This is a genomic window from Enterococcus sp. PLH-Efm8 (assembly GCF_053011625.1).
Genome location: NZ_CP172568.1, coordinates 2,182,501 through 2,208,450, shown reverse-complemented (window position 1 = coordinate 2,208,450; position 25,950 = coordinate 2,182,501). Strand labels below are relative to the sequence as shown.

The 25,950-nt window shown below is 38.3% G+C and carries 25 protein-coding genes, 2 rRNA genes and 1 other RNA gene (1 of these 28 only partly in view); 22 read left to right on the top strand and 6 right to left on the bottom strand.

The window, feature by feature from the left end; all coding sequences use genetic code 11:
* Positions 1 to 138: 138 nt before the first annotated feature.
* From ACIFUW_RS10940 to ACIFUW_RS10910, 7 genes are all read left to right on the top strand, one after another.
* Positions 139 to 1,818 carry a ribonuclease J gene (locus ACIFUW_RS10940; protein WP_002287130.1) on the top strand — a complete coding sequence of 560 codons (1,680 nt, stop codon included), beginning with the start codon at positions 139 to 141 and terminating at the stop codon, positions 1,816 to 1,818.
* A 126-nt stretch (positions 1,819 to 1,944) separates the two neighbouring features.
* Positions 1,945 to 2,424, top strand: a complete 480-nt coding sequence (locus ACIFUW_RS10935) for an aminoacyl-tRNA deacylase (protein ID WP_002287132.1) — start codon at positions 1,945 to 1,947, stop codon at positions 2,422 to 2,424.
* Positions 2,425 to 2,642: 218 nt separating this feature from the next.
* Positions 2,643 to 3,323, top strand: a complete 681-nt coding sequence (locus ACIFUW_RS10930) for a metal-dependent hydrolase (RefSeq protein WP_002287133.1) — start codon at positions 2,643 to 2,645, stop codon at positions 3,321 to 3,323.
* Positions 3,324 to 3,330: 7 nt separating this feature from the next.
* Entirely contained in the window at positions 3,331 to 4,662 is a 1,332-nt protein-coding gene (locus tag ACIFUW_RS10925; RefSeq protein WP_002287134.1) for a DRTGG domain-containing protein, read from the top strand.
* A 14-nt stretch (positions 4,663 to 4,676) separates the two neighbouring features.
* A complete protein-coding gene (locus tag ACIFUW_RS10920) occupies positions 4,677 to 5,639 on the top strand; it encodes a DHH family phosphoesterase (RefSeq protein WP_002287135.1) in 963 nt (320 codons plus the stop codon).
* Between the two features lie 110 nt (positions 5,640 to 5,749).
* Positions 5,750 to 6,088 carry a zinc ribbon domain-containing protein YjdM gene (locus ACIFUW_RS10915; protein ID WP_002287137.1) on the top strand — a complete coding sequence of 113 codons (339 nt, stop codon included), beginning with the start codon at positions 5,750 to 5,752 and terminating at the stop codon, positions 6,086 to 6,088.
* Positions 6,089 to 6,166: 78 nt separating this feature from the next.
* The gene (locus ACIFUW_RS10910) at positions 6,167 to 6,874 is read left to right on the top strand and encodes a zinc metallopeptidase (RefSeq protein WP_002287139.1); all 708 of its coding nucleotides are present in this window, start codon (positions 6,167 to 6,169) and stop codon (positions 6,872 to 6,874) included.
* Between the two features lie 102 nt (positions 6,875 to 6,976).
* Here the strand turns inward: ACIFUW_RS10910 and ACIFUW_RS10905 are convergent, their stop codons facing one another.
* Positions 6,977 to 8,458: a helix-turn-helix domain-containing protein gene (locus ACIFUW_RS10905; RefSeq protein WP_002287140.1), complete on the bottom strand. Its 1,482-nt coding sequence runs from the start codon at positions 8,456 to 8,458 to the stop codon at positions 6,977 to 6,979.
* A gap of 308 nt (positions 8,459 to 8,766) precedes the next feature.
* Between ACIFUW_RS10905 and ACIFUW_RS10900 the strand changes: the two genes are divergently transcribed.
* From ACIFUW_RS10900 to ACIFUW_RS10890, 3 genes are all read left to right on the top strand, one after another.
* On the top strand, positions 8,767 to 9,303 hold the full coding sequence (locus ACIFUW_RS10900) for a TetR/AcrR family transcriptional regulator (protein ID WP_002287143.1): 537 nt from the start codon (positions 8,767 to 8,769) through the stop codon (positions 9,301 to 9,303).
* A 77-nt stretch (positions 9,304 to 9,380) separates the two neighbouring features.
* Positions 9,381 to 10,751: an RsmF rRNA methyltransferase first C-terminal domain-containing protein gene (locus ACIFUW_RS10895; protein ID WP_002287145.1), complete on the top strand. Its 1,371-nt coding sequence runs from the start codon at positions 9,381 to 9,383 to the stop codon at positions 10,749 to 10,751.
* A gap of 66 nt (positions 10,752 to 10,817) precedes the next feature.
* Positions 10,818 to 11,153: a hypothetical protein gene (locus ACIFUW_RS10890; RefSeq protein WP_002287147.1), complete on the top strand. Its 336-nt coding sequence runs from the start codon at positions 10,818 to 10,820 to the stop codon at positions 11,151 to 11,153.
* An 80-nt stretch (positions 11,154 to 11,233) separates the two neighbouring features.
* Here ACIFUW_RS10890 and ACIFUW_RS10885 read toward each other — a convergent pair whose 3' ends face one another.
* Positions 11,234 to 12,091 carry a helix-turn-helix domain-containing protein gene (locus tag ACIFUW_RS10885; protein WP_002287150.1) on the bottom strand — a complete coding sequence of 286 codons (858 nt, stop codon included), beginning with the start codon at positions 12,089 to 12,091 and terminating at the stop codon, positions 11,234 to 11,236.
* Positions 12,092 to 12,197: 106 nt separating this feature from the next.
* Here ACIFUW_RS10885 and tadA point away from each other — a divergent pair, with 106 nt between their 5' ends.
* The 7 genes from tadA (at position 12,198) to ACIFUW_RS10850 (ending at position 16,562) form a co-directional block, all read left to right on the top strand.
* Positions 12,198 to 12,713: a tRNA adenosine(34) deaminase TadA gene (gene tadA, locus ACIFUW_RS10880; protein WP_002287154.1), complete on the top strand. Its 516-nt coding sequence runs from the start codon at positions 12,198 to 12,200 to the stop codon at positions 12,711 to 12,713.
* A gap of 21 nt (positions 12,714 to 12,734) precedes the next feature.
* An RNA gene (gene ffs, locus ACIFUW_RS10875) (signal recognition particle sRNA small type) lies at positions 12,735 to 12,821 on the top strand.
* Entirely contained in the window at positions 12,807 to 13,061 is a 255-nt protein-coding gene (locus ACIFUW_RS10870; protein ID WP_002287235.1) for a hypothetical protein, read from the top strand. Before ffs ends, ACIFUW_RS10870 begins: the two co-directional genes overlap by 15 nt.
* The gene (locus ACIFUW_RS10865; RefSeq protein WP_002287155.1) at positions 13,030 to 14,415 is read left to right on the top strand and encodes a bifunctional metallophosphatase/5'-nucleotidase; all 1,386 of its coding nucleotides are present in this window, start codon (positions 13,030 to 13,032) and stop codon (positions 14,413 to 14,415) included. Before ACIFUW_RS10870 ends, ACIFUW_RS10865 begins: the two co-directional genes overlap by 32 nt.
* Before the next feature lie 36 nt (positions 14,416 to 14,451).
* A complete protein-coding gene (locus ACIFUW_RS10860; protein ID WP_002287156.1) occupies positions 14,452 to 15,129 on the top strand; it encodes a YutD family protein in 678 nt (225 codons plus the stop codon).
* A gap of 7 nt (positions 15,130 to 15,136) precedes the next feature.
* On the top strand, positions 15,137 to 15,901 hold the full coding sequence (locus ACIFUW_RS10855) for a TIGR01457 family HAD-type hydrolase (RefSeq protein WP_002287159.1): 765 nt from the start codon (positions 15,137 to 15,139) through the stop codon (positions 15,899 to 15,901).
* A 1-nt stretch (position 15,902) separates the two neighbouring features.
* Positions 15,903 to 16,562, top strand: a complete 660-nt coding sequence (locus ACIFUW_RS10850) for a TIGR01906 family membrane protein (protein WP_002287161.1) — start codon at positions 15,903 to 15,905, stop codon at positions 16,560 to 16,562.
* Positions 16,563 to 16,591: 29 nt separating this feature from the next.
* Here ACIFUW_RS10850 and ACIFUW_RS10845 read toward each other — a convergent pair whose 3' ends face one another.
* The 3 genes from ACIFUW_RS10845 to ACIFUW_RS10835 all read right to left on the bottom strand — a co-directional run bounded on the left by ACIFUW_RS10845 (position 16,592) and on the right by ACIFUW_RS10835 (position 19,786).
* The gene (locus ACIFUW_RS10845) at positions 16,592 to 17,101 is read right to left on the bottom strand and encodes a phosphatidylglycerophosphatase A family protein (protein WP_002287163.1); all 510 of its coding nucleotides are present in this window, start codon (positions 17,099 to 17,101) and stop codon (positions 16,592 to 16,594) included.
* 111 nt (positions 17,102 to 17,212) lie between these two features.
* The gene (locus ACIFUW_RS10840; protein WP_002287165.1) at positions 17,213 to 18,211 is read right to left on the bottom strand and encodes an NAD(P)/FAD-dependent oxidoreductase; all 999 of its coding nucleotides are present in this window, start codon (positions 18,209 to 18,211) and stop codon (positions 17,213 to 17,215) included.
* Between the two features lie 324 nt (positions 18,212 to 18,535).
* On the bottom strand, positions 18,536 to 19,786 hold the full coding sequence (locus tag ACIFUW_RS10835) for an IS110 family transposase (protein ID WP_002297404.1): 1,251 nt from the start codon (positions 19,784 to 19,786) through the stop codon (positions 18,536 to 18,538).
* 408 nt (positions 19,787 to 20,194) lie between these two features.
* Here ACIFUW_RS10835 and ACIFUW_RS10830 point away from each other — a divergent pair, with 408 nt between their 5' ends.
* Positions 20,195 to 20,779 carry a peptidylprolyl isomerase gene (locus ACIFUW_RS10830; protein ID WP_002287167.1) on the top strand — a complete coding sequence of 195 codons (585 nt, stop codon included), beginning with the start codon at positions 20,195 to 20,197 and terminating at the stop codon, positions 20,777 to 20,779.
* Between the two features lie 76 nt (positions 20,780 to 20,855).
* Here ACIFUW_RS10830 and ACIFUW_RS10825 read toward each other — a convergent pair whose 3' ends face one another.
* Positions 20,856 to 22,031: a MalY/PatB family protein gene (locus tag ACIFUW_RS10825; RefSeq protein ID WP_002296072.1), complete on the bottom strand. Its 1,176-nt coding sequence runs from the start codon at positions 22,029 to 22,031 to the stop codon at positions 20,856 to 20,858.
* Positions 22,032 to 22,112: 81 nt separating this feature from the next.
* Between ACIFUW_RS10825 and ACIFUW_RS10820 the strand changes: the two genes are divergently transcribed.
* The 4 genes from ACIFUW_RS10820 to ACIFUW_RS10805 form a co-directional block, all read left to right on the top strand.
* A complete protein-coding gene (locus ACIFUW_RS10820; RefSeq protein WP_002287231.1) occupies positions 22,113 to 22,493 on the top strand; it encodes a CvfD/Ygs/GSP13 family RNA-binding post-transcriptional regulator in 381 nt (126 codons plus the stop codon).
* Positions 22,494 to 22,566: 73 nt separating this feature from the next.
* Positions 22,567 to 22,929: a hypothetical protein gene (locus tag ACIFUW_RS10815; RefSeq protein ID WP_002287172.1), complete on the top strand. Its 363-nt coding sequence runs from the start codon at positions 22,567 to 22,569 to the stop codon at positions 22,927 to 22,929.
* Between the two features lie 697 nt (positions 22,930 to 23,626).
* A 16S ribosomal RNA gene (locus ACIFUW_RS10810) occupies positions 23,627 to 25,186 on the top strand.
* A gap of 344 nt (positions 25,187 to 25,530) precedes the next feature.
* A 23S ribosomal RNA gene (locus tag ACIFUW_RS10805) occupies positions 25,531 to 25,950 on the top strand; it runs 2,495 nt beyond the window's last position.
* The 16S and 23S rRNA genes sit together here, the layout of an rRNA operon.

The following is a 25,950-nucleotide window of genomic DNA, read 5'->3' as shown; positions in this document are numbered from 1 at the left end:
CTGGTAATTTTCCTGCTGATTCTCCATAAGTTGAGAAATAGTGATTTTGCATATGCTTCATTGGAATGGCTCATATATTTAGATAAAGAAGAAAATCGACATCTTTAAACTTGGATGTCATAAGAAGAGGTGAAGTTTGTGAGTACCATTAAAATTATCCCATTAGGCGGCGTTCGTGAAAATGGAAAAAACATGTATGTCGCAGAAGTGGGCGAGGATATTTTTATTTTAGATTGTGGGCTAAAATATCCTGAAAATGAGTTGTTGGGGATCGACGTCGTAATCCCTGATTTTACGTATTTAGAAGAAAACATTGATCGTGTAGCTGGTGTCTTTTTAACACATGGACATGCAGATGCGATCGGGGCACTTCCTTACTTGTTGTCAAAAATTTCTGTACCAGTATTCGGGACAGAGTTGACGATCGAGTTAGCAAAATTGAATGTCAGTCGTAATGAAGCAGCCAAAGGATTTAAGGATTTCCATGTGGTAGATGAGCATACAGAAATAGACTTTGGTGAAACAGTAGTGAGCTTTTTCCGTACCACTCATACGATACCAGATTCAGTGGGGATCAATCTGAAAACAAAAGAAGGTAGTATCGTTTATACGGGAGATTTTAAATTTGACCAAACGGCTATCCCAATGTATCAAACAGATTATGCACGATTGGCGGAAATCGGCAAAGAAGGAGTCTTAGCCTTACTAAGTGAATCGGCAAATGCAGAAAATCCTCAGCCTGTAGCTTCTGAAGCCCAAATAGCAGATGAAGTATTTGATACGATCAAATATTGGGAAGGGCGTATCATCGTCGCTTGTGTAGCAAGTAATTTGCAACGAGTGCAACAAGTATTGGATGCAGCAGAAAAAGCACAACGAAAAGTTGTCTTGACTGGTCAAGATTTCGAACGAATTATTCGCACAGCGATGCGTTTAGAAAAACTTCAATTACCAAGTGAAGATCTGCTTGTTACGTTGAAAGACATGAAAAACTATGATCCAGAAGAACTGATCATTTTAGAAACTGGCCGAATGGGTGAACCCATCAAGTCTCTGCAAAAAATGGCAAACGGTACACACCGTAATGTCAAGATTGAAGAAGGAGATTTGGTTTATATCACTACTACGCCAAGCATCGCGATGGAAACCATCGTGGCGAAAACGGAAGATATCATTTATCGAGCTGGTGGAACAGTGAAGTTGATCTCTGAGAATATGCGCGTTTCTGGCCATGCCAATCCTAATGACTTGCAATTAATGATCAATTTGATGAAACCAACATATTTTGTGCCAGTTCAAGGAGAGTATCGTGAATTAGCTGCTCATGCAGATTTGGCTCATGCAGTAGGGATGCCATACAAAAATATCTATATTACTGGACGCGGAGACGTGCTGGAATATAAGAACAAGCGTATGAGTGTTGCAGGAACTACAAGTGCAGAAAATGTAATGATTGATGGATTAGGCATAGGTGATATCGGAAACATTGTTTTACGTGATCGAAAAATCTTGTCAGAAGACGGGATTTTCGTAGCGGTTGTCACTATCAGTCGGCGAGAAAAGAAAATCATTTCAAAACCTCAAATTACTTCACGGGGATTCGTTTACGTAAAAGCTAGCCGTGATCTGATGAAAGAAAGCAGCAATATGATTGAAACAATCGTTGAGAAACATTTAGAAAGCAATGATTTTGAGTGGAGCAAATTAAAGCAAGACATCCGAGATCAATTAGGCCGTTACTTATTTGAACAAACAAAACGCCGCCCAGTGATCTTGCCAGTCATTATGGAAGCTACTCAACGTCGAAATAAAAAATAAACAAAAAGAGTAAGATGAACCTCTCTATAGAGTGCTCGTCTTGCTCTTTTTTTGCGAAAAACAAATAATTTTTGAATACAGCATCCCTCGCTTTATAATAAACGATAGAATAAAGGGAGTGAATCAATGATGAGTCAAACAAAAGTCGAACGTTATTTAGAAGAACAAAAGATCAGCTATCAACCACTTGATTTTAGTCATGTGGTAGAAGAATCTTTCACAGAAGAACTACAAAAAAGAGGGATTGATCCAGCTTTGATATGTAAAACTCTCGTAGTGAAAGGAAACAAAACTGGGGTGATCATCGCATTGATTCCTTTGAACGATCACTTAGATTACAAAAAAACGAGACAAGTGACGAAAGATCGTAAAGTTGGTTTTCCTGGAATGGATTTTGTATTAATGCATACAGGATATCCCCACGGAGCAAACACCCCTATTGGAATAAAACTCGCACATCCTGATTATTGTTTTTTAGCAGACAGTTCTTTAAAAGAAAAAGAAGAAGTAATTGTGTCAAGCGGTGAAATCGGGAGAAGCCTTCGGATAAAAGTAGCCGATTTAGAAAAGATCGTCCATCCTATTTACGCTGATTTAATTAGTTAAGGGACGAGAAGAGAAGCTAAGCAGAGCAGAGACCTCAAACTTGAGATTATATCTGCTTGGTACTTGGTGCATCCTGTATTATCTGTTACAATTGCTTTGTACATACTGTACTATCAATCCAATGAAAATATATTTAGCAGCTATATTTTTTCATTGATGTGCAAGTGATGAAATCGTTTTTAATAAAAAAGATACAGAGAAAACGCGAGGTGTAAAATATGAAAATTACGTATCATGGACATTCCTGTTTAACAATTGAAATGGAAAATGGCCAACGCGTGATGATTGACCCGTTTATTACAGGAAATCCATTGACAGACTTAACTGCAGAAGAAGTAAAGACAGATTGGTTGCTGATTACTCATGGTCATAGTGACCACATAGGAGATATGATTCCTATTGCAAAAGAAAATCAAGCCACAATTATCAGTATTGTTGAGATTGCTGATTATGCGAACAGCAGAGGAGTAGATTCATTCGGTATGAATATCGGTGGAAAACATGCGTTTCCATTCGGCGTGGTAAAATTCGTACATGCACAGCATAGTTCAAGCTATGAAGTAGACGGTATCGTTCAGTATATGGGCGAGCCTAGCGGAATTATTATTCAAGCAGAAGGAAAAACGATTTATCATGCAGGGGATACTGCTTATTTCAGTGATCTAGGATTGCTTGCAGAAGAATTCGATATTGATGTCGCTTTCTTGCCGATTGGCGATAACTATACGATGGGGCCAGAAGATGCAGCAAAGGCTGCGCAAACAATTCGTGCCAAGAAAGTAGTTCCAATCCATTACAATACTTTCCCTGTCATTGAACAAGATCCCGAATCTTTTGTAGAGTTACTGGAAGATAGTGAAGGAAAAATAATGAGCGTCTCGGAAACGCTGGAAGTGTAGGCAGAAAATGGCGACAAAACATGATTTGATTTTAGAATATATTGAAAGTTTACCTGTTGGTAATCGAATTTCTGTAAGAAGCATCGCAAAAGAATTGAATGTCAGTGAAGGAACAGCGTACCGTGCAATCAAAGATGCAGAAAATGTCGGACTAGTTTCAACAATTCAACGAGTAGGGACCATCCGTATCGAACGCAAATTAAAAAAACATATTGAACGTTTGACATTTGGCGAGGTCGTCAGGATCATTGAAGGGGACGTTTTAGGCGGGGCGGCAGGATTAGACAAGGTCTTGAATAAATTCGTCATCGGCGCGATGACTAAACATGCCATGGAACGCTATATTACGCCAGGATCACTAATGATCGTCGGCAACCGGGCGGAAGTCCAAAAATTAGCATTGGAAGATGGCGCCGCAGTATTGATCACAGGAGGATTCAATACGACTGCTGAGATTGCAAAGCTAGCTGATGATCTTGAAATGCCGATCTTACGCACCTCTTATGATACATTTACAGTCGCAACCATGATCAACCGAGCGTTAAGCGACCAATTGATCAAAAAAGATATCATGCTTGTCAGTGATATCTATATGCCAGCTGAAAAGACTCATTATTTGCAGCAGACAGATACGATTTCTGATTATCAGCGTTTGTCAGAAGAAACGCAGCATTCGCGTTTTCCAGTCGTCAACCGCCATCATCGTTTGATGGGGATTGTTACGGCAAAAGATGTTTTAGGGAAATCGCCAAACCAGATCATCGATCGGGTGATGACGAAAGAACCAATCAGTGTAAAGAAAACAATGAGTATTGCCTCTGTTAGCCATCAAATGATCTGGGATGGGCTAGAAGTCATGCCGGTCGTTTCCGATGACTTGACATTGGAAGGCTTGATTACCCGGCAAGATGTAATGAAAGCGATGCAGCTTGTCCAGCGACAACCGCAGATTGCAGATACGATTTCGGATCAGATATCTGGAAATATCCATACGATTGATACTGACCGTGAAGGAAATCGTTTGGAAAACCCTAAGTTCAAATTCGTAGTAGCACCACAAATGGTCAATGGCGTTGGAACCATTTCTTTTGGCGTACTTAGCGAAATCATTTCTGATGTCGCACAAAAAACAATGGTGATGAACCAAAAACGAAATATCTTGATTGAACAAGTGAACCTACATTATTTGCGGCTGATCCAATTGGAAAGCGAATTAGACATTCGTCCACGTGTATTGGAAATCGGCAGACGTTCCGCTAAACTGGATATCGAAGTGTTTATTGAAAACACCATCGTTTCCAAAGCAATCGTTGTTTGTCAAGTAATGGAACGTTCTTAGAAAGCAGGAGTGAAATGACAGTACAGCAAGAAATAGTAGATACAATAAAAAAATACGATAAAATCATTATCCACAGGCATTTGCGCCCTGATCCTGATGCATTAGGATCACAAGTAGGATTAGCCGAACTATTACGGGAAAGTTTCCCAGAAAAAGAAATACGTCAAGTAGGTGAAACGATTGAAGGGCTTCGCTTTTTAGCAGAAATGCAAGAAGTTGAAGATGTCTTCTACCAAGGAGCGCTAGTCATCGTGACTGATACAGCTAATTCACCCAGAATCAGTGATCAAAGATATCAGTTGGCAGAAAAACTGATCAAAATCGACCATCATCCCAATGATGACCCTTATGGAGATCTTGTGTGGGTAAATACAAAAGCAAGTAGCTGTAGTGAGATGATTGCAGAATTTGCTTTGATGTTTCCTGAATCTTTAAAGATGAACGTTAAGGCTGCACGGTTACTTTATGCAGGAATCGTCGGAGATACAGGGCGCTTTTTGTATCCCTCCACGACGTCCCGTACATTAGAGATTGCTTCGATATTGAGAAATTATCCATTTGATGCAAGTGCTTTGAACAGAGAGATTGAACAAATGCCGATGAAAGTCGCTAAACTTTCCGGTTATCTTTATCAAAATATCCAGGTGGATGAAAATGGTGCAGGAAGAATAATCCTTCCGCAAGAAATTCTTGATAAATATGGAATCGATGATTCAGAGACAGCTTCGATCGTTTCACTTCCTGGAGTGATTGACGAAGTGCTGGCTTGGGGGATTTTTGTTCAGCAGCCTTCAGGGTATTACCGCGTACGTTTACGTTCTAAGGGGCCGATCATCAATGAATTGGCTAAACGCCATCATGGAGGAGGCCATCCATTAGCAAGTGGTGCGAATGCAAAAGATTTAGCAGAAGTAGAGGAAATCTATAAAGAGATCCAAGATATATGCCAATCGTATAAGAGCAGAAAAACAGAATGATACTTCGTTCGAAAACGTGCCTTTTGTAGTAAAAATCACAAATGTATCTTTTCAAGATCTTCTTTTTCCGTTACAATAGTGCTCACTAAAGATTTTAAAGGAGAAAGAAGATGACATTACCAAATTGCCCAGAATGTGGCTCAGAGTACACATATGAAGATCGAGGCTTGTTGATTTGCCCAGAATGCGGGAACGAATGGAACAAAGAAGAACAAGAAACTGTCATAGAAGACGGATTAGTGGTATTAGATGCAAATGGAAACCGTCTGTTAGAGGGCGATAGCGTGACAGTGATTAAAGACTTGAAAGTAAAAGGTGCGTCAGGTGCCATTAAACAAGGAACAAAAGTCAAGAACATCCGTTTAGTAGAAGGCGATCATAATATCGATTGCAAGGTAGAAGGATTTGGACCGATGAAACTGAAATCGGAATTTGTGAAAAAGAATTAAAGAATATTCAAGGTCTTTTCACATTCTTTTCCTACTACTAATGATAAAATAAAGTAAACGAAAAGGAGTGAAACGAAAATGTATGGTTATGGAATGTATGGTTTTTTAGATCCGACATTTCTTTTGGTCATTCTTGGATTAGTTATTTCCGGAATTGCGTCAGCGTACGTCAATAGTACTTTCCGAAAATACGATCAAGTGAGAAGCAAAAACAATGTGACTGGTACACAAGCAGCACAATATATATTACAAAGTCAACAGATAAATAATGTCGGTGTTCAACAAATTGCCGGAGATCTCACAGATAACTACAATTCAGGTAATAAGATGTTGAGTTTGTCTCAAGCAACTGCACAGTCTACTTCAGTTGCTGCGATAGGTGTAGCAGCTCATGAATGCGGACATGCGGTACAAGATGCTTCGGGTTATGTCCCATTGAAGATTCGTGCAGCACTTGTTCCAGCAGCTAACTTTGGTTCGATGATTTCGTTCCCCTTGATTATGGTAGGTGTATTGCTTAGCTGGAACTCTACGTTAATCAATATCGGGATTTTCGCTTTTTCTTTAGCATTACTTTTCCAATTGGTGACATTACCAGTCGAATTTAACGCGTCTCGGCGAGCAATCCAAATTTTGAGTGAAGGCGGACTACTGACGGAAGAAGAAGTACCGATGGCAAGACACGTATTATTTGCAGCAGCACTGACTTATGTTGCAGCAGCGCTTTCGACATTCCTGCAGCTGTTGCGCTTGATCTTATTGTTCGGCGGCAACCGAAGAGATTAAAATAAAGAAGTTGTGAAATCAGCGCTTTGATCTGAGCTAATACCGAGAGTTAGCTGATTGAATACCATTTATTTGGAATAAGAGGATGTGACAAGAATTTTGTCACATCCTCTTTGTTTTGTTCTCATAACCTTTTTTCATATACAGTTCATGAACCGCTTTTATTAACTTGCCAAATAACACTGTATTGTGCGTTGTATCCAGATAGAAAGTCTCCGTTTCATCTGAAATTTTCTCATGCTGATCTGTAATGATCAAATCAGCATGTTCTGAATATGCGGTAATTTTAACAGCATCTTTGCGAAATAACTGCTGCAAATGGCTTTGAAGATGATAATTTCCTGTAAACTGTTTGGTTATCTGCAAATGGATGAGTAACTGCTCTTTCGTTTCTGTTTGTAGTAAGTGTTGGATCAATTGACTAAGGTATTGACTGATTTGGTTTCTTTCCCCATTTTTTGAAAAAATTGTATCGATTTTTTCTCTTAATTTCTTTTCCTGTATAAAAGAACTAGAATGATTGGACGTGGCTTCTGGAAAGCAAAGTGTAGAAAAACTACTGCTGGATTCACCCAACAGTTCGAAAAAAACAACTGCCAACACAAGAAAATAAAAATAAATTGGTATTTTATTTTCTAAATGGTTGAGAGGAAACTGTTGAGTTAAGTAAGTCATCAATTGACCGACTTGTCGACAAATAAGGTTTTTGCTTGTGGAAAATAAAAAACCAATCTCCTGTTTTTGTCGAAAAGAGATTTGATTTGGAAAAAAACAATAGAAAAAATAATTAAAGTAGGCTCTCTCTGTTTCTGTCTCTTCACAAGGGCGACTCACTGAAAAAGAAGTAAAGTATTCTGAATAATCATGTGTATGCTGCAATAAGTCCATCAATTCAGTGATTTCAGAAGAAGTTTTTGGAAAATATGCCTGTTGTTTGTTTCGTAATATGAATAAAGTTAACAGCAAGTAGATATTTTTTTCTTGTTTTGAAATTTTTTCTATTTGCTCATCTGTACTGTTCATTTTTAGTGCATTTAATTCAAGTGAGGAAAATGGCCAATCGTTACCTCCAAATGTATCTGAAAGAAAAAAGTAAAGATAGAGACGGATAGATAACTCATTTCCTTCAAGAGTACAGCAATTTTTTACAGATAGGATCCGTAAATGGAATTTTTTTAAGGAATGATTGAGCTGTTTTGTCAGTTTTTCGAGATAGGAGGGCGATATATAAAGTTGTTCAAGTAAATATTTTTTTGGTACAGCAGTTTGTGGATAATTGATTAGTAACATCAAATAGTTAAAACGATTGGATTCTTTTAGGTAGCATAATTTTAACTTAGAAAAAACAGCTAACTTTTTAGTTTGATCGGTTTCTTTGGTTTGGATCTCTCCTTTATGATTAGAATAAATAAATTCATCAATCAATAAAAATTGCTTGAGTGATACATTTATTTTTCGGATCAGTTCTTTGATTGTCCGTTTTGGAATATGTAAGTCATTGGATAATTCTTGTAAAGAACAATTATTTTTTTGAATGACCATTTGTAGAACAAGTAACTCTTTTTTTCTTGCTTCAATTAGCATAAATACCTCCTTTTTATTCTGTTTTTGTATATAGTTAGACAAAAACTGTGAGTGGAAAGTCATTTCAGTCTGTGTTATTCTCACAGAGTGTCGCCTTCTTTTTTATATAACGTTATTTAATTTTTTTGTTACCTTGTTTATTCTATTGTTTATTTCCTAGGGTATTTTGTCAAGATATTCTTGTTTTTAAGGCGGAAAAATTGATTTTTAATGGATATAACTAAATATGTTTTGATAATTATCAATAATATTTTTAGAATTATTTATGTTATTTATTTATGGGTAGATGAAAAGAGACGGAGGTAAGAATGATGGGGAGAGTAACAAATTATAGTAAAGAATATTTGCTGTTCAAAAGTATGGTATACGTGGAAGAATATGGAATGAAGTCAATTACTGCAAGAGAGTTAGCAGAGTTCTGCGGTTGTTCTACATACCCGATTTATACACATTTCAAATCAATCAGCGGGTTAAAAGAGAAGATATTAGAAGAAATCACTGTTTATTTTGAAAACTACTTAGCTGAATGCAGTTCCGATGATGTTTTAAGCATTGTCTACTTATTGAAAGATTTTTTTTCTATCCATGAAAGTATTCGTGAAATCATTGCAAAATCTGATTTAGACATGGATTCGCTATTTAAGCGGCCATTTTTCTCATATGTCAAAGGTCACACGAAGATCAAAGAAGAAAAGTCGCTTGAATTGGTATGGCTTAATGCATTGGGAAGTTTGCGCTCAGATGATTCTTCTCAAGATTTTCTTGAAATGATGAACGCTGTTTGGGATAAAAACGAGGTGACGGATGAATACTTGGAAAATATCTTAAAGGAACAGTCACCTTAGGCAGCAACATGAAAAAGTAGATCAGCCACCTTTATTTTTCGTAAAAAAGATTGTAAAATGTCTAACGAAACATTGGAATGAAGGAGGAAGCGACAACGTTACCACAGCAATTTATCAAAAAATATCGTCTTCTTTTAGGCGAAGAAGCATCCGATTTTTTTTCTGCGCTTGAACAAGGAAGCGTGAAAAAAGGATTTCGGTGGAATCCACTAAAACCGGCAGGATTGGACATGGTCCAAACTTACCATAGCGAAGAATTACAACCCGCTCCCTACAGCAATGAGGGATTTCTTGGCACTGTCAATGGAAAGTCTTTCCTCCATCAAGCTGGGTATGAATATAGCCAAGAACCAAGTGCAATGATCGTTGGAACAGCTGCTGCAGCAAAACCCGGTGAAAAAGTTTTGGATTTGTGTGCGGCTCCCGGTGGTAAATCAACCCAATTAGCTGCTCAAATGAAGGGGAAAGGGTTATTAGTGACGAATGAGATCTTTCCGAAACGTGCGAAGATTTTATCAGAAAATATAGAACGATGGGGAGTTTCGAACGCAATAGTGACAAATCATGCACCCGCAGAACTTGTCCCTCATTTTTCGGGCTTTTTTGATCGGATCGTGGTTGATGCTCCTTGTTCAGGAGAAGGAATGTTCCGAAAAGATCCAAATGCAATAAAAGAGTGGACAGAAGAATCTCCGCTATACTGTCAAAAACGTCAGCAAGAGATTTTGTCTTCAGCAATAAAAATGCTAAAAAATAAAGGACAACTGATTTATTCGACTTGTACGTTTGCACCAGAAGAAAATGAAGAGATCATTAGCTGGCTTGTAGAAAATTATCCAGTAACGATTGAGGAGATTCCTTTGACTCAATCCGTTAGTTCAGGACGTTCTGAATGGGGAAGCGTAGCTGGTTTGGAAAAAACAATACGTATATGGCCTCATAAAGATCAGGGTGAAGGACATTTTGTTGCAAAGCTGACTTTTCATGGACAAAATCAGATGCATAAAGAAAAGAAGACACGAAAAAAAAGTAAAGTGCAAATGACAAAAGAGCAGGAAAAACTCTGGACGGAGTTTTCAAATGATTTTCATTATGAAGCTACTGGAAGACTTTTAGTGTTCAACGACCATCTTTGGGAAGTTCCTGAGTTAGCCCCTTCTCTCGATGGTTTAAAAGTCGTACGTACAGGTTTGCATTTAGGAGATTTCAAAAAGAATCGATTTGAACCTAGCTATGCATTAGCGCTTGCTACAAAAAAGATAGAGAATATACCTTGCTTGCCGATCACTCAAAAGGAATGGCAATCTTACACAGCAGGAGAAACATTTCAACGTGATGGGAATCAAGGATGGGTTTTGCTAGTATTAGATAAGATACCTGTCGGATTTGGGAAACAAGTAAAAGGAACAGTAAAGAACTTTTTCCCTAAAGGATTGAGATTTCACTGAGTGGATTAGTTCGTTTATTTTTTTGTCTATGCTATGATGGAGATAGATAAAAAGGAGCTGATACTTATGAAAACATCAACAAAAGTAACAATCGGATTAAGCGTAGCAGCCGCTGCCAGTGTAGCGACAGCAGTCGTTGTATCGGGAAAAGTAATGGAAAAGATCCATCATATGACTACTCGGACGAAAGTAAAAAAATTCGTCTATGACAAATTTGATGGAAATGAAAAATTACTAGAAATCGTAGATGGTCTTTCAGATAGTGACTTGGATTCTTTGATGGGAATGTTAGCAAAAATCAAATCAGGAAAAAAGAAAATCTCTGTTTATGGTGATTCAATCAAAGATTCAACCGAAGATGTAAAAGACCGGCTAATGCATTTTGTTGAAAAAATGATGTAAGAGAAACTAGCTTTTGAACACTATTCATTCGAAATAAGGGGTTGTGACAAAATTATTGTCACAACCCCTTTAATCTATCTTTAATTATGTTCATGAAGCAATAAAAGATAGCAAAACAGTAAATCGTTGGCTTTTTTTAGATTGAAACCAGACTGTTCTTGAAATTTTTCGATTCGATATTTTAGAGTATTACGATGAAGAAACAGTGTTTTTGCAGCAGAGCTGACATTGCCTAATTCATTCCATAATTCTTGAATGATCACTTCCATTTCATTTTGTTTGATCAGTTCTATGTAACTTTTGATCAACTTACTATCTTTTACAGTATCTTTTGTATAGTAATGTAAAGCCACATCTTGCATAGAAAAAGTACGGCTGTGAGTATAAAGATTGTTTTGCTCTGTTAAAAAAATTTTTCTTTCTTCAGCAAACAAAGGGACGAGGTCGGTGCCAGGTGAATGGAAAGAACCAACGAATACAGACGTTGTCGTATCAAAATCAGCATCTAAAGATAGAAAAATACCGTTGATTTCAGTAGCATCAAGATAATCACGGTTTATTTGTTCGACTAAGAGCGCATCTGTGTCTGTATAAAAAAAGAAATCAGCAGAATAGCGAAATAATTCCAAAATAGTATCTTGCCATTCTTTTTTTAAGAATTCTCCTTTTGATTCGACGTGAAGCTGGATCAAACGAAAGCTTTTTTCTTGAACACAAGAAGCATCTTTAAAAAGATAGTGATACCATGGGTGTTTTTTTTGATCGTTGATTACAGGGAATAACGCTTTCAAAAGGCTGGTTTCTTGTTGAGATAATGAATCTTGTTTGATCCAGATAAAAGCATCATCAATTGCAAAAGAAAGGATATCCGCTTCTGATGCTGGAGAGTTTTTTTTCTGTGCTTGTGGGTAAAGAGCAAGTAATTTATCCATTTTCATCTTGTTCACCTCTTGTATTTATTTTACCATAGAAAAAAAAGTTAGTTACAGCCTTTTTATCATATGCTAAAGTAAAACAAGAAAAAACAAAGGCAGGGAAGGGTAATTGGTAAATACAAATCTTGATGCAGTAGAAAAAGAAAAATGGATGCGCCTTGCATTGGCAGAAGCAAAGAAAGCAGAAATGCTTCATGAAGTTCCGATTGGAGCAGTGGTTGTATTGGATGGAAAAGTGATTGGAAGAGGATATAACCTTAGAGAAACCACGCAAGATGCTACTACACATGCAGAAATGCTTGCAATCAAGGAAGCCTGTGAAAAAGTGGGAAGCTGGCGCTTGGAAGATGCTGCACTTTTTGTTACCTTAGAGCCTTGTCCTATGTGCAGCGGCGCGATGATTTTGTCTCGTGTAGCAGAAGTTTATTTCGGCGCGTATGATCCAAAAGGCGGAACAGCCGGTACCTTGATGAATCTTTTGGAGGACGAGCGGTTTAACCACCAAGCATATGTAGAAGGTGGCATTTTAGAAGACGAATGTGGGATGATTTTGACTGACTTTTTCCGAAAGCTCCGCCAGCGAAAAAAGAAATTAAAAAAAGACTGGTCAACGAATGAAAAATAAGGTATACTATTCTTTGCCGAAAGGCTAGGACAATGGTGGGCTTGTGAAGCGTGTCAGGTCTGGAAGGAAGCAGCACTAAGCAGGTTCCGCCATGTGTCTGATTATAATGAAACGACAACAGACTTTCGGGTCTGTTTTTTTTATTTTTATAGTACTGTAAAAATGAATGTTCCTGATTTTTTAGCCAGACTGATTTATCGAATATTGTACTTATACAATTTGCTTCAAGGCAGGAAAAACTCTGAAATAGAGCTTGTTTCAATGGAAGAAAAAGCTGCCTATGGTATGATAAAGATAAAGAGAGGCGAGAGGGTACATGGAAAAAATAGTGATTTTACATACGAATGATCTGCATTCTCATTTAGAAAATTGGCCAAGGATCAGAAGGTTTTTGGATCAACGTAAACGAGAAAACGAAAAGAAAGAAAAAACGACAACGATTGCAGTAGATCTAGGTGATTTTGTGGATCGTTGGCATCCATTGTCAGAAGCAACGAATGGACAGGAAAATATCTTGCTGATGAATGAAGTTGGTTATGATGCAGCGACGATAGGAAACAATGAAGGCGTAGGAAATTCCAAAGAAGAGTTGAATCATTTATACGATCATGCTGAGTTTGATATCATCCTGGATAACTTATTCGATAAAAATACGCTCCAGCCACCGGCATGGACGAAACCATATAAAATCATTACAACGAAACACCAGACGAAAATCGGACTAATTGCATTTACTGCTCCATTTCCGCTTACTTATAATCCGAATGGCTGGGACATACGGAATCCTTATGATATTTTGCCAGAATTAGTCGAAGATTTACGTTCACAAGTGGATGTTTTAGTTTTGATGAGTCATCTCGGGATTCAGGATGATTTCCAAATTGCAAAAGAAATACCAGCAATTGATGTTATTTTAGGATCGCACACCCATCATTTATTCAGAGAAGGTCACGTAATCAATGATGTCCAAATAGCAGCCGCTGGAAAGTACGGGCAGTATGTCGGTGAAGTCCATTTAACCATCGATGAAGAGAAAAAAATCCTTAAGCATTCAGCCAAAGCCATCCCTACCGAAACAATGACAGCTTTTACAGAAGATGAACAAGAAATAAATAGTTATCTAGAACGTGGGCATGAATTATTAAAAGAAAAAGAAGTAGCAGATTTGCCATTTTCTCTGAGTCTAGATATCTTCAATGAGCATTCGTTTATCCAAGTAGCCTTTGAGGCGGTGAAAGAACGAGGAAAGACGGAAGCAGCAATATTAAACAGTGGTCTGTTTTTAACTGAAATTCCAAAAGGGCGGGTCAATCAGGATCAGCTTCACACTGCGTTGCCGCATCCGATGCACTTGTTAAATGTCACATTGGGTGGAAATGATCTGATCCGCTTAGTTTTAGAAATAGAAAAAAATCGTAACTTTTTACGTAACTATCCTATGAAGGGAATGGGATTTCGCGGTAAGATTTTTGGGCAGATGGTCTATAATGGAATCACATATGATTCTATTAACCATCAAGTCTTTTGGAAGAACAAGCCAATCGATCTGAATAAAAATTATACTTTTACTACCGTAGATCATTTGATGTTTGTTCCATTTTTTCCAACGATTGAGATTGCTGGAAAAAATGAATTTTTGTTCCCTGAATTTATCCGAAGTGTGGTAGGAGATTACTTGAAAGCTCACTACCCAATCAAATAAAAACAAGGTATAATAAAAAAGATAGGTGGTGAACGCATGTCTGCAAAACAAAATGAACAGCAGAACGTTGAGCATAAAACAGAAATTGCTAAGAAAAAATCATCAGCTGAACAGGAAACAACAGTCACCGAAGAACTGACAGCTGCTTTGGAAGAAATCGTTGAGGAGCCTAAAGCAGAAAAAGTCAAAGGCGAGCTAGTGACACTGTTAGATGACAGTAATTTTTTGATAGGTGAAAGACATTATCGGCTTGTGTCCGATTATCGTGAAGGATTTAATGCAGAAAAGCTTGGAGAACGTTACAGTGATGTACTAGCCCGATATGATTATATCGTAGGAGATTGGGGTTATGAACAACTACGCCTAAAAGGATTTTTCCAAGCGGATAATCGACGGGCGCATCCAGATCAGCGAATCGATTCCTTGGAAGACTATCTTTACGAATATTGCAATTTTGGTTGTGCGTATTTTGTCATCGAGAGAATCGGCGGTAAAAAAGAAAAGACAACTCAGCGCCGAAAAAAGAAAAAAAACCATAATCGTGCGTATATCGATGAGAAAAAAGGACCAGTCGCATCTAATCGCAAAAAACCGGTTATTAAAAATCGAAAAACAGAGTCAGCAAAAACCTCTGAAAAAGTAAAAAAACAAGAACAACCTAAACAAGTAGAAAAAACAAAAACAGCATTTACGATCAGAAAAAGGGAAGAGTAGTGGATGAATGGACTATAAAGGATATTTAATTGATTTAGACGGAACGATTTATCGTGGGACACAACCCATACCGGCCGGTAAACGATTTGTGGAAGAATTGCAAAAAAGAAAATTACCTTTCTTGTTTGTTACCAATAACACGACTAAGTCACCAGAAACAGTAGCTAATCGTCTAGCAGATGAGTTTGACATTCATGTAGCTCCAGAGACAGTCTACACAGCTACTTTGGCAACAATCGATTTTATGAAAGCAGATGGAAAAGGGAAAAAAGTCTATGTTATCGGAGAAGCAGGATTGATTGACTTGATTTTAGCTGCCGGATTTACATGGGAAGAAGAGGCTCCTGACTATGTAGTGGTAGGCTTAGATAATTATCTGACCTATGAAAAAGTAGTTAAAGCAACACTTGCTATTCAAAAAGGTGCTACTTTCATTGGAACGAACCCAGATAAGAATATACCTACTGAACGCGGCCTTCTTCCTGGAGCAGGGTCAGTCATCTCTTTTGTAGAGACAGCAACCCAAACGCCGCCGATCTACATCGGAAAACCAGAAGCCATCATTATGGATAAAGCCGTTGAAGTATTAGGGCTGCAAAAAGAAGAAGTAATCATGGTTGGAGATAACTATGAAACAGATATCCAAGCTGGGATACGCAATAATATAGATACTTTGCTCGTTTTATCAGGTTTTACAAAAGAAGAAGATGTACCTGGGTTGCCTATCCCAGCTACCTATGTGAAACAATCACTGGATGAATGGAGCTTCTAATATGAAAAATTCGAGATGGCAGTGGATGGAATATGCTGGATTGTTCAGCCTATTTCTGACACTGATCAGTCTGGCAGTTGGTGTGACGATCAACTTTCGACCACTATACGTATTTGATATCGGACATTTGCAAATTTTGGATTATACTTCTTTAGATCAAGAGACGTTACTGAAAAATTTTGATCACCTAATGAATTATCTCAATAATCCCTTCAAAACCATCCTCAGCTTGCCAGATTTCCCAGTTTCTGCTAGCGGAGCCCATCACTTTTATGAAGTGAAAATTTTGTTTTTAGTGGATTATGCTGTGTTTTTCATCACTTTGATCCCGAGTATTTTGTTTATCAAATATTTGCAAAAGAATGATCGGCTTTGGCGGTTGATTCGTCCGTTTCAAATCGGCATGTTACTGCCAGTTGTTTTCGGTTTTTTCATGATGATAGGATTTGATCGCTTTTTTATCCTTTTTCATGAAACGTTTTTCAACAACGATGACTGGTTATTCGATCCCGTTACTGATCCAATCATCAATGTACTTCCAGAAGAATTTTTCATGCATAGCTTTATCTTATTTTTTGTATTATTAGAATTATTTTTTGCTGTTTTTCTTTTCTTAGGAAAAAATAGCTTGAAACAAACAAAAAAGAAAGAACTCGTCTAAATAGACGTTTTCTTTCTTTTTTTGTTGAATTATTGAGTAAGGCGACTTCTTTTTTCTGGTTCTTTGTGTGCTAATCGACTGGCAGCAGCAGCGGCGATCGCTCCGACGATATCATCTAAGAAGGTATGGACATGAACGCCATCGTGGCTGTTTAGTTCTTTTAAAATACCAGGTTTCACCTTGTCGATATAACCATAATTCGTAAAGCCGATCGTACCGTAAACATTCACGATTGACAAGGCTAGGATCTCATCGATACCGTAAAGGCCTTCGTCATCTTCGATAATATGTTGCAACGGACTCATCAATTTTTTCTTTTCTGCTAATATATCTAATTGGATTCCAGTGATAATGGCGTTATGTACTTCACGCTTTGTTAGCACGCTGTTGACACTTTCAGTACAATCCGCCAAAGTCAAATCAGAAATATAGTCTTTTTGTAAAAACATGACAAGTTGTGCGATATCTTCTACAGTTACGCCACGTTCCTTCAATAGTTCTCTTGCCTTTTCTTCTAAAGTCTCAGTTTTGACGACCATATTATTGCTCCCCCTTTATTTTTTCTTTCTCTATTTCATGTTAACGGAACATGAAAAAAATGCAAGAAACTGCTTTCGGGTTTAACTTGAAATGCAAAGAGATATAAAAAATCAACTAGGACGAAGATTTTTATCGTATAAGCTTGTGCTGTGACCAGGCTGAGTTCGTTCCTTTGGATTAATATAGTGTAAAGCGTTGTTCACTGCAGTAGGTGCTTCACCGAGCCCAGTAGCAATCAGTTTCACTTTTCCTTCATAGGTACAGATGTCACCAGCTGCATAAACGCCTGGAATAGAAGTAGACATATCTGATTTTACAGTAATGGCATTTCTGGTACTATCAAGTCCCCAAGAAGAAAGATGTTCTAAATTAGAAGAGAATCCATAATTGACGATCAGAGAATCAATCATCAAATCAATCGTCTCGTCACTTTTCACTTTTTTTAACCGGATATCTGTCAGTTCCCCATTATTGCCTGATAATCCATCGATGAGATAGGGAGTAAGCAAGTTGACAGATGAAGATTTCAAGCGTGATACACTATGTTCGTGCGCACGAAATTCCGGGCGACGATGAATCAAGTAAACTTCGCTTGCAATAGGCTCTAACATCAACGTCCAATCGATAGCAGAATCACCACCTCCAGCAATAGCGACTTTTTTTCCAGCATACTTCATCAAATCATTCACGAAATAATCCAATCCGTGGTTTTCAAATGATTCAGCATTATCTAAATTCAATTTTCTTGGCTGGAATGAACCATTTCCTAAAGCTAAAATGACTGCTTTGGAATAATGGATGCCTTTATTTGTAGTAATCTCGATAACTTCGTCTTCACGAGTAAGCGAGAGAACTTCTTCTTTTAAATGGAATGTATGGTTAAAAGTAGTTAATTGTTTTTCTAATTGATCGATTAATTCACTTGCTTTTATTGCTGGATACCCAGGAATATCGTAAATATATTTTTCGGGATACAAAGTTGCTAATTGACCACCAAGTTGAGGTAGACTGTCAATGATTTTTGTTTTAGCTTGGCGCATTCCTGCGTAAAAAGCGGCAAACATCCCTACAGGACCTGCACCGATGATTGTAATGTCATAGATTTCCATAAAAATTCCTCCCTTTTCACACTATAGCAGAATTTAATTGAGAATGCTTCTCAAAAATGTTTGAATTCGAAATCGAAACGGTAAGTTATAGAATGTATCTAGTGATGAAAAATAAAAGAAAACAAATCTAGTATTTTTACGAGAGGTTAGGTATTATGTTATTATTATTATGAAGTATGCAAATATTAGTCTAATGGTGATAAGTCAAGATGAAATTTAAGATTTTCTTTATTGAGTAATATGTTTTGAAGCGCACGAAACTAGACCCGATCAAAATCAAATTTTTTTCGGGTTGATTCAAGGATTTGCGTCAATAACGGATTGTTATTTCTCTATCACACTCCTTGGTGGCGTATAGAGTTGGTGTTTACGTAGTAGCGTATCCACCAGACGCGTAAATTTTCTTGCGGTTAGGACGAGTGCACGTTTGTGTTGATGCTTTGGAACCTCCTTATATTTACTTTGATAAAAAGCTTTGTATTCAGGAAGATAATTTTTTACAGAGTTGGCAGCTTCAACTAAGTAGTATCTAAAATATCGATTTCCTTGTTTTGTCAGAGGTGTATTTTGCGACTGATAGTTTCCAGATTGGTTCACTTTCCAACTTAATCCAGCGTATTTTGCCAATTTTGTCTGATCTTCAAATCTTTCGATTTGACCAATTTCAGCGATTAAACCGGCAGCATAGACTTTACCAACGCCTGGAATACTGGTTAAGCATTGATATTCTGGAATGACAACAATTACTTGTTCGATGGCTTTATCTAATTCTTTGATATTTTTTTCAAGTGCTCGTATTTCTCGTACGAGAACACTTAAAACAACATTAATTGATTCTTGTGCAAGAGCACCTAGGCGGTAACTCATGGTAATTGCACGTTGAATTGCTTTAGCGATTTTTTCTGGTTGCTTGAAACGGCCTTTTCCTTTTTCTTGAAGTAAATCACAGAAAGCTTCTAAAGGAAGCTCAGCAAGTTCATCCAATGTGAAATCTTCCGTCATGAGTGAAATGAGGGTTGCACTAAAAAGACTCGTCGATTCGTCTCGCATTTCTCGAGCAAGCGTATTACATTTGTACGTTAGATTTTCAAGAAAATGTTGCTTTGTACGAATCAATTGCTTAATAAGTTGATAGCGAGTACGTGTTAAACGCTGTAAGGCCATGTATTTCTCTTCTTTGATAGGGGAAGTTGTGAATCGTTGAATACGCAAGAAATCAGCGATTCTTAATGCATCGTTTCGATCAGTTTTATTCTCATCAAACATGCGACTAAATTGTTTCACCCGAAAAGGATTTTCAATCGTTACAAGTGTGTTGAGCTTCTTTAGTTTCTCATCTTCATGAAAAAACATGGAAGGATGGAAGCTGTACATGGACGTTGACTCCATGCCAATCACAATTTGATCAAAGTGGTAGCTGTCATTGAATTCAAGAATTGTTTCTCGTATGAATGAAGCACCTTCGATGTCATTGGCAACAGAGATTTCAGATAAGATAGACAATTGATTGTCGTCTGTTAAAAAACAAACATCTAGTTTTTCAGAGCTAACGTCAATACCGACAAATAATTTCATGGAAGAAGGACCTCCTTTCGATATAAATTTTGGAAAATGCTTCGATACTGTGGGATTTCCCAGAAACTCACTGTATAGCCACAACCTCGCCTAATAGAATACGGTGATAAAAGAGCTAGAAGCTGCCTTCCAAACTACTATTTGAAAGTCTAGTCCATTATCGAAACAGCTAATGAGTTGGTAGTGATAACAGTGGTTCGGGTAACAGACTAAACAGGGTAGACAAACGCTACAGGAGGAAATAGCAAATTCCCGTTGGATCCTTTCCATACATCCATTGTACTCTGAGAAATCACACAATATCGAAACAAATTCCGTTAGGAATGTGTTATTCAATAAATTTTATAATCTAGAAACATTTTGAATAAAAACTATTAGACAAATGATATTTTACGAGGAGGAAACAATATGGCATTCCCACAACTAGATTTAAAAAGTGAAAAAGGACCAAAAGCTGTTATCAAAACAAACCGTGGTGACATTACTGTTCAATTATTCCCTGAACTAGCACCGAAGACGGTTCAAAATTTCATTGAACTTTCCAAAAAAGGTTATTATGATGGCGTGATTTTTCACCGCGTTATTCCTGATTTCATGATCCAAGGCGGCGATCCAACTGGAACAGGAATGGGTGGCGAAAGTATTTATGGCGAAAGTTTTGAAGATGAATTCAGTCGTGAACTGTTCAACCTTCGCGGAGCTTTATCTATGGCAAATTCAGGTCCAAACACAAACGGAAGCCAATTCTTTATTGTAAATAACACAAATGTGCCAGCTAATATGCTTGGACAACTAGAAGGTGCTGGATTCCCATCAGAAATCATTGAAGCGTATAAAGGTGGCGGAACTCCTTGGCTAGATTTCCGACATACAGTCTTTGGACATGTACTAGAAGGGATGGACACAGTAGATGAAATCGCAAATGTACAACGTGGTCCACAAGACCGACCTGTACATGATGTAGTGATTGAAACAATTGAAATTTCAGAATAGTTTGGTATGGTACGGAGTAATTATGAAAAAGGACGAAACCTAGTAAGGTCTCGTCCTTTTATTTTGAATAAATGATTTAATCGATTGTCTCTAAAGCATACTTGATTCGATTAAGTCCTTCCAGTAAAGTTTCTTCTGGACAAGCAATATTCAAGCGCATATGCCCATGACCGGAAGGACCAAACGTGATGCCAGGATTTAATACGACTTTTCCTTTCCGAACAAGAGTGTTCTCCAATTCTTGGTCGTCTGAAATATAGGCGGTAAAATCTAACCACATTAAGTAAGTTCCTTCAGGGTTCATTATTCTCACTTTCGGAAGATACTGTTCAAAAAACTGATTAACTGTTTGAACATTTTTTTCTAGATAAGGAATCAGTTGGCTTAACCATTCTCCACCCGTCTCATAAGCCGCTTGGGTTCCAATCAGTCCAAAAGTGTTGATTTCGTGCTGTTGGTTCATCACTAAATGTTTTTCAAAATCAGCTTTCATCTCTGGATTTTTGATAAATACCATTGAATTTTTGATTGCAGCTAGATTGAAAGTCTTGGTTGCGGAAGTAAAAGCAACTAGTAGATCATCTAAATTAGGATCAATCGTTAGCATGGAAGTAAATGTATGATCGAATAAAGTTAAATCTTGATGGATCTCGTCACTAAACAGAATCACTTGATGTTTTAAACACAATTCGCTTAACTGTTTCAATTCTTCTTTGCTCCAAACACGCCCTCCAGGATTGTGAGGATTGCATAAAATCATTGCTTTTACATTGTTTTCTTCGATTTTTTTCTCCATGTCAGACAAGTCCATGATGAAATGATTATTTTTTTCTAGCAAAGAGCTTCGAACGATGTGACGTTGATTTGTTTCTATAATAGAGGAAAATGGAGGATAAACTGGGTCATGAATCAAAATAGAATCGCCTGGTTTTGTAAAAGTTTGTACTGCTGCAGCTAAACTGGTTAACACACCACTTGTAAAAACGATATTTTCTTTCGTCAACTCCACAGCATGGTGTTGGCGTTCCCAATGAATGATAGCCTGATATAGTTTATCAGACAGAGTGGCATAACCAAAGATTCCATGTTTGATGTATTCACTAAACGCTTTAGCTACCCCACCGGGAGACAAGAAGTCCATATCTGCTACCCACAAAGGAAGTAAGTCATCCATTTGATATGTCTCAGCAATTGCGTCCCATTTTACACTTTCTGTATCTTTTCTTGAAATCTGTTTATCAAATTCGATCATCTTAAGACCTCCAGTCATTTTCGTCGCTTCTTTTTTTGAGCTATTTACAGTATAATGATAAATGCGAAGAGAGGGAAGTAGATGACTTATAAAATTGGACAAATAATTGAAGGAAAAGTGACAGGGATACAGCCTTATGGCGCATTCGTTTCTCTTGATAACGAGACGCAAGGACTTATTCATGTTTCAGAAGTACAATCCGGTTATACGAAAAATATCCATTCATTGTTAAAAGTCGGACAGCCAGTAACAGTTCAGATCATCGACATTGATGAATATTCCAAAAAAATCAGTTTATCTTTAAGAACGTTAGAAAAAACAAATCCAGCTGTTCCATATCGCAGAAAAAGGTATTTCACGAATAAAAATCGTAAGATCGGATTTACCACTATTGCGGAGCAGTTACCTATTTGGATAGAAGAAGCATTATCTGAACTAGAACGGAAAGAAAATAAGAAATAAAAAGTGTATTTTTTCTGAAAATGTGCTAGAATTTTTATGTAAGCCATAGAACAAGTTGATCGAGGTGGAAATTTTGGCAAGCAAAAGAGTTGCTGGTACAATTATGTTGCATTTGGAGGATGGTACTAAAAAATTTTTGGTCCATTCAATTGATGACAAGTTGGAATTTGCGTTAGCGGAACTTTCTGAAGGAAAGACTGGTTTAGCGAATATACTTAATTTCTTAAAAGAAATAGTTCATATCGATGTTAGCAAGATTAGTTTGATGGAATTGACAAATACACATATTAAAGAGGAAAATGTTCCGTTGTTTGTCTTTGAAACTGAACAAAAGAATCAAAGAGAAGAATTAGGCGAAGGATATATTTGGGAAGAACCAGGTCAAATGCGCTCTGTTCTTGGAACTTACGAAGTAGAGGGAGTGCCTTTCTTCTAAAATACAGATTAAGCGAACAAAGAAGTTTGAATTTTTTTCAAACTTCTTTTTTTATTGTTTGGTCCAAAAAATACAATGAAATGTTCTGCTAAAGATAGTTTTTTAGTGCATTTTATTTTCAAAATATGTTGAAAACGGTTGTATAACGAATAATAATAATTGATCGAAAAATCATTTCACAAAGTAATGCTTAATTTATAGTTGACCAAGGAAGAAATACATGATAAATTTAACAGCGTTGATTCTGAAGTGGATGTTATATCACATTTCTAAAAAATTTAAAAAATAGTTATTGACATGTTACTAACGACATGATAAGATAACTGAGTCGTTAAAAAAGAACCACTTGCGAAGCTTGATTCTATCGAAAAAAACTTCAAAAAAGTTCTTGACAAATAACAAACGATAAGTTATGATAAATGAGTTGCTGAAAGATTTCGAAAAACGAAATCGAAAAAAACTTTTAAAAAAGAGTTGACAATCGCTTGTCTCTCTGATATGATATAAAAGTTGCTACAGCAGCCAAAAACGAATCGGGAAACACTCCCGATGAAGTAGACCTTTGAAAACTGAACAAAGTAAGACAAACCAAATGTGTAGGGCGTCTTGATTCAATTCAAGACAACAAACATTTTTAACAAGCAAGCAATATGCTAGCAAACAAATTGAGCTTAACAATCGCAAGATTGTTCGAACTTTTTATGAGAGTTTGATCCTGGCTCAGGACGAACGCTGGCGGCGTGCCTAATACATGCAAGTCGAACGCTTCTTTTTCCACCGGAGCTTGCTCCACCGGAAAAAGAGGAGTGGCGAACGGGTGAGTAACACGTGGGTAACCTGCCCATCAGAAGGGGATAACACTTGGAAACAGGTGCTAATACCGTATAACAATCAAAACCGCATGGTTTTGATTTGAAAGGCGCTTTCGGGTGTCGCTGATGGATGGACCCGCGGTGCATTAGCTAGTTGGTGAGGTAACGGCTCACCAAGGCCACGATGCATAGCCGACCTGAGAGGGTGATCGGCCACATTGGGACTGAGACACGGCCCAAACTCCTACGGGAGGCAGCAGTAGGGAATCTTCGGCAATGGACGAAAGTCTGACCGAGCAACGCCGCGTGAGTGAAGAAGGTTTTCGGATCGTAAAACTCTGTTGTTAGAGAAGAACAAGGATGAGAGTAACTGTTCATCCCTTGACGGTATCTAACCAGAAAGCCACGGCTAACTACGTGCCAGCAGCCGCGGTAATACGTAGGTGGCAAGCGTTGTCCGGATTTATTGGGCGTAAAGCGAGCGCAGGCGGTTTCTTAAGTCTGATGTGAAAGCCCCCGGCTCAACCGGGGAGGGTCATTGGAAACTGGGAGACTTGAGTGCAGAAGAGGAGAGTGGAATTCCATGTGTAGCGGTGAAATGCGTAGATATATGGAGGAACACCAGTGGCGAAGGCGGCTCTCTGGTCTGTAACTGACGCTGAGGCTCGAAAGCGTGGGGAGCAAACAGGATTAGATACCCTGGTAGTCCACGCCGTAAACGATGAGTGCTAAGTGTTGGAGGGTTTCCGCCCTTCAGTGCTGCAGCTAACGCATTAAGCACTCCGCCTGGGGAGTACGACCGCAAGGTTGAAACTCAAAGGAATTGACGGGGGCCCGCACAAGCGGTGGAGCATGTGGTTTAATTCGAAGCAACGCGAAGAACCTTACCAGGTCTTGACATCCTTTGACCACTCTAGAGATAGAGCTTCCCCTTCGGGGGCAAAGTGACAGGTGGTGCATGGTTGTCGTCAGCTCGTGTCGTGAGATGTTGGGTTAAGTCCCGCAACGAGCGCAACCCTTATTGTTAGTTGCCATCATTCAGTTGGGCACTCTAGCAAGACTGCCGGTGACAAACCGGAGGAAGGTGGGGATGACGTCAAATCATCATGCCCCTTATGACCTGGGCTACACACGTGCTACAATGGGAAGTACAACGAGTTGCGAAGTCGCGAGGCTAAGCTAATCTCTTAAAGCTTCTCTCAGTTCGGATTGCAGGCTGCAACTCGCCTGCATGAAGCCGGAATCGCTAGTAATCGCGGATCAGCACGCCGCGGTGAATACGTTCCCGGGCCTTGTACACACCGCCCGTCACACCACGAGAGTTTGTAACACCCGAAGTCGGTGAGGTAACCTTTTGGAGCCAGCCGCCTAAGGTGGGATAGATGATTGGGGTGAAGTCGTAACAAGGTAGCCGTATCGGAAGGTGCGGCTGGATCACCTCCTTTCTAAGGAATATTACGGAGACTACACAATTTGTTTTTACTTTGTTCAGTTTTGAGAGGTTTACTCTCAAACACTTTTGTTCATTGAAAACTGGATATTTGAAGTAAATGTAAGTAATACAAACCGAGAACACCGCGTTGAATTTGAAAGCTGAACAAATTGTTTAGCCTAAAGCAAAATAGGCGGACGGCTATAAAATCTTTGATTTTATGAGACGATCGATCTTTTTGCCGTACAGGCTGATTTGTGAGCTGGATAGAGTTTTTTAATAAGTTCAATTGCTTATTTTCTTGATCTAACTTCTATCGCTAGAAGAAGGATCAAAACCCAACCGTAAGGTTGATAAGGTTAAGTGAATAAGGGCGCACGGTGGATGCCTTGGCACTAGGAGCCGATGAAGGACGGGACTAACACCGATATGCTTTGGGGAGCTGTACGTAAGCTATGATCCAGAGATTTCCGAATGGGGGAACCCAACATCTTTAATAGGATGTTACGATTGTGTGAATACATAGCACATTCGAGGTAGACGCAGAGAACTGAAACATCTAAGTACCTGCAGGAAGAGAAAGAAAATTCGATTCCCTGAGTAGCGGCGAGCGAAACGGGAAAAGCCCAAACCAGCAAGCTTGCTTGTTGGGGTTGTAGGACTCCAATATGGTAGTTCTTTCAGATAGTCGAATGACTTGGAAAAGTCAGTCAAAGAGGGTAAAAACCCCGTAGACGAAATGTGGAAGACACCTAGGAGGATCCTGAGTACGGCGGA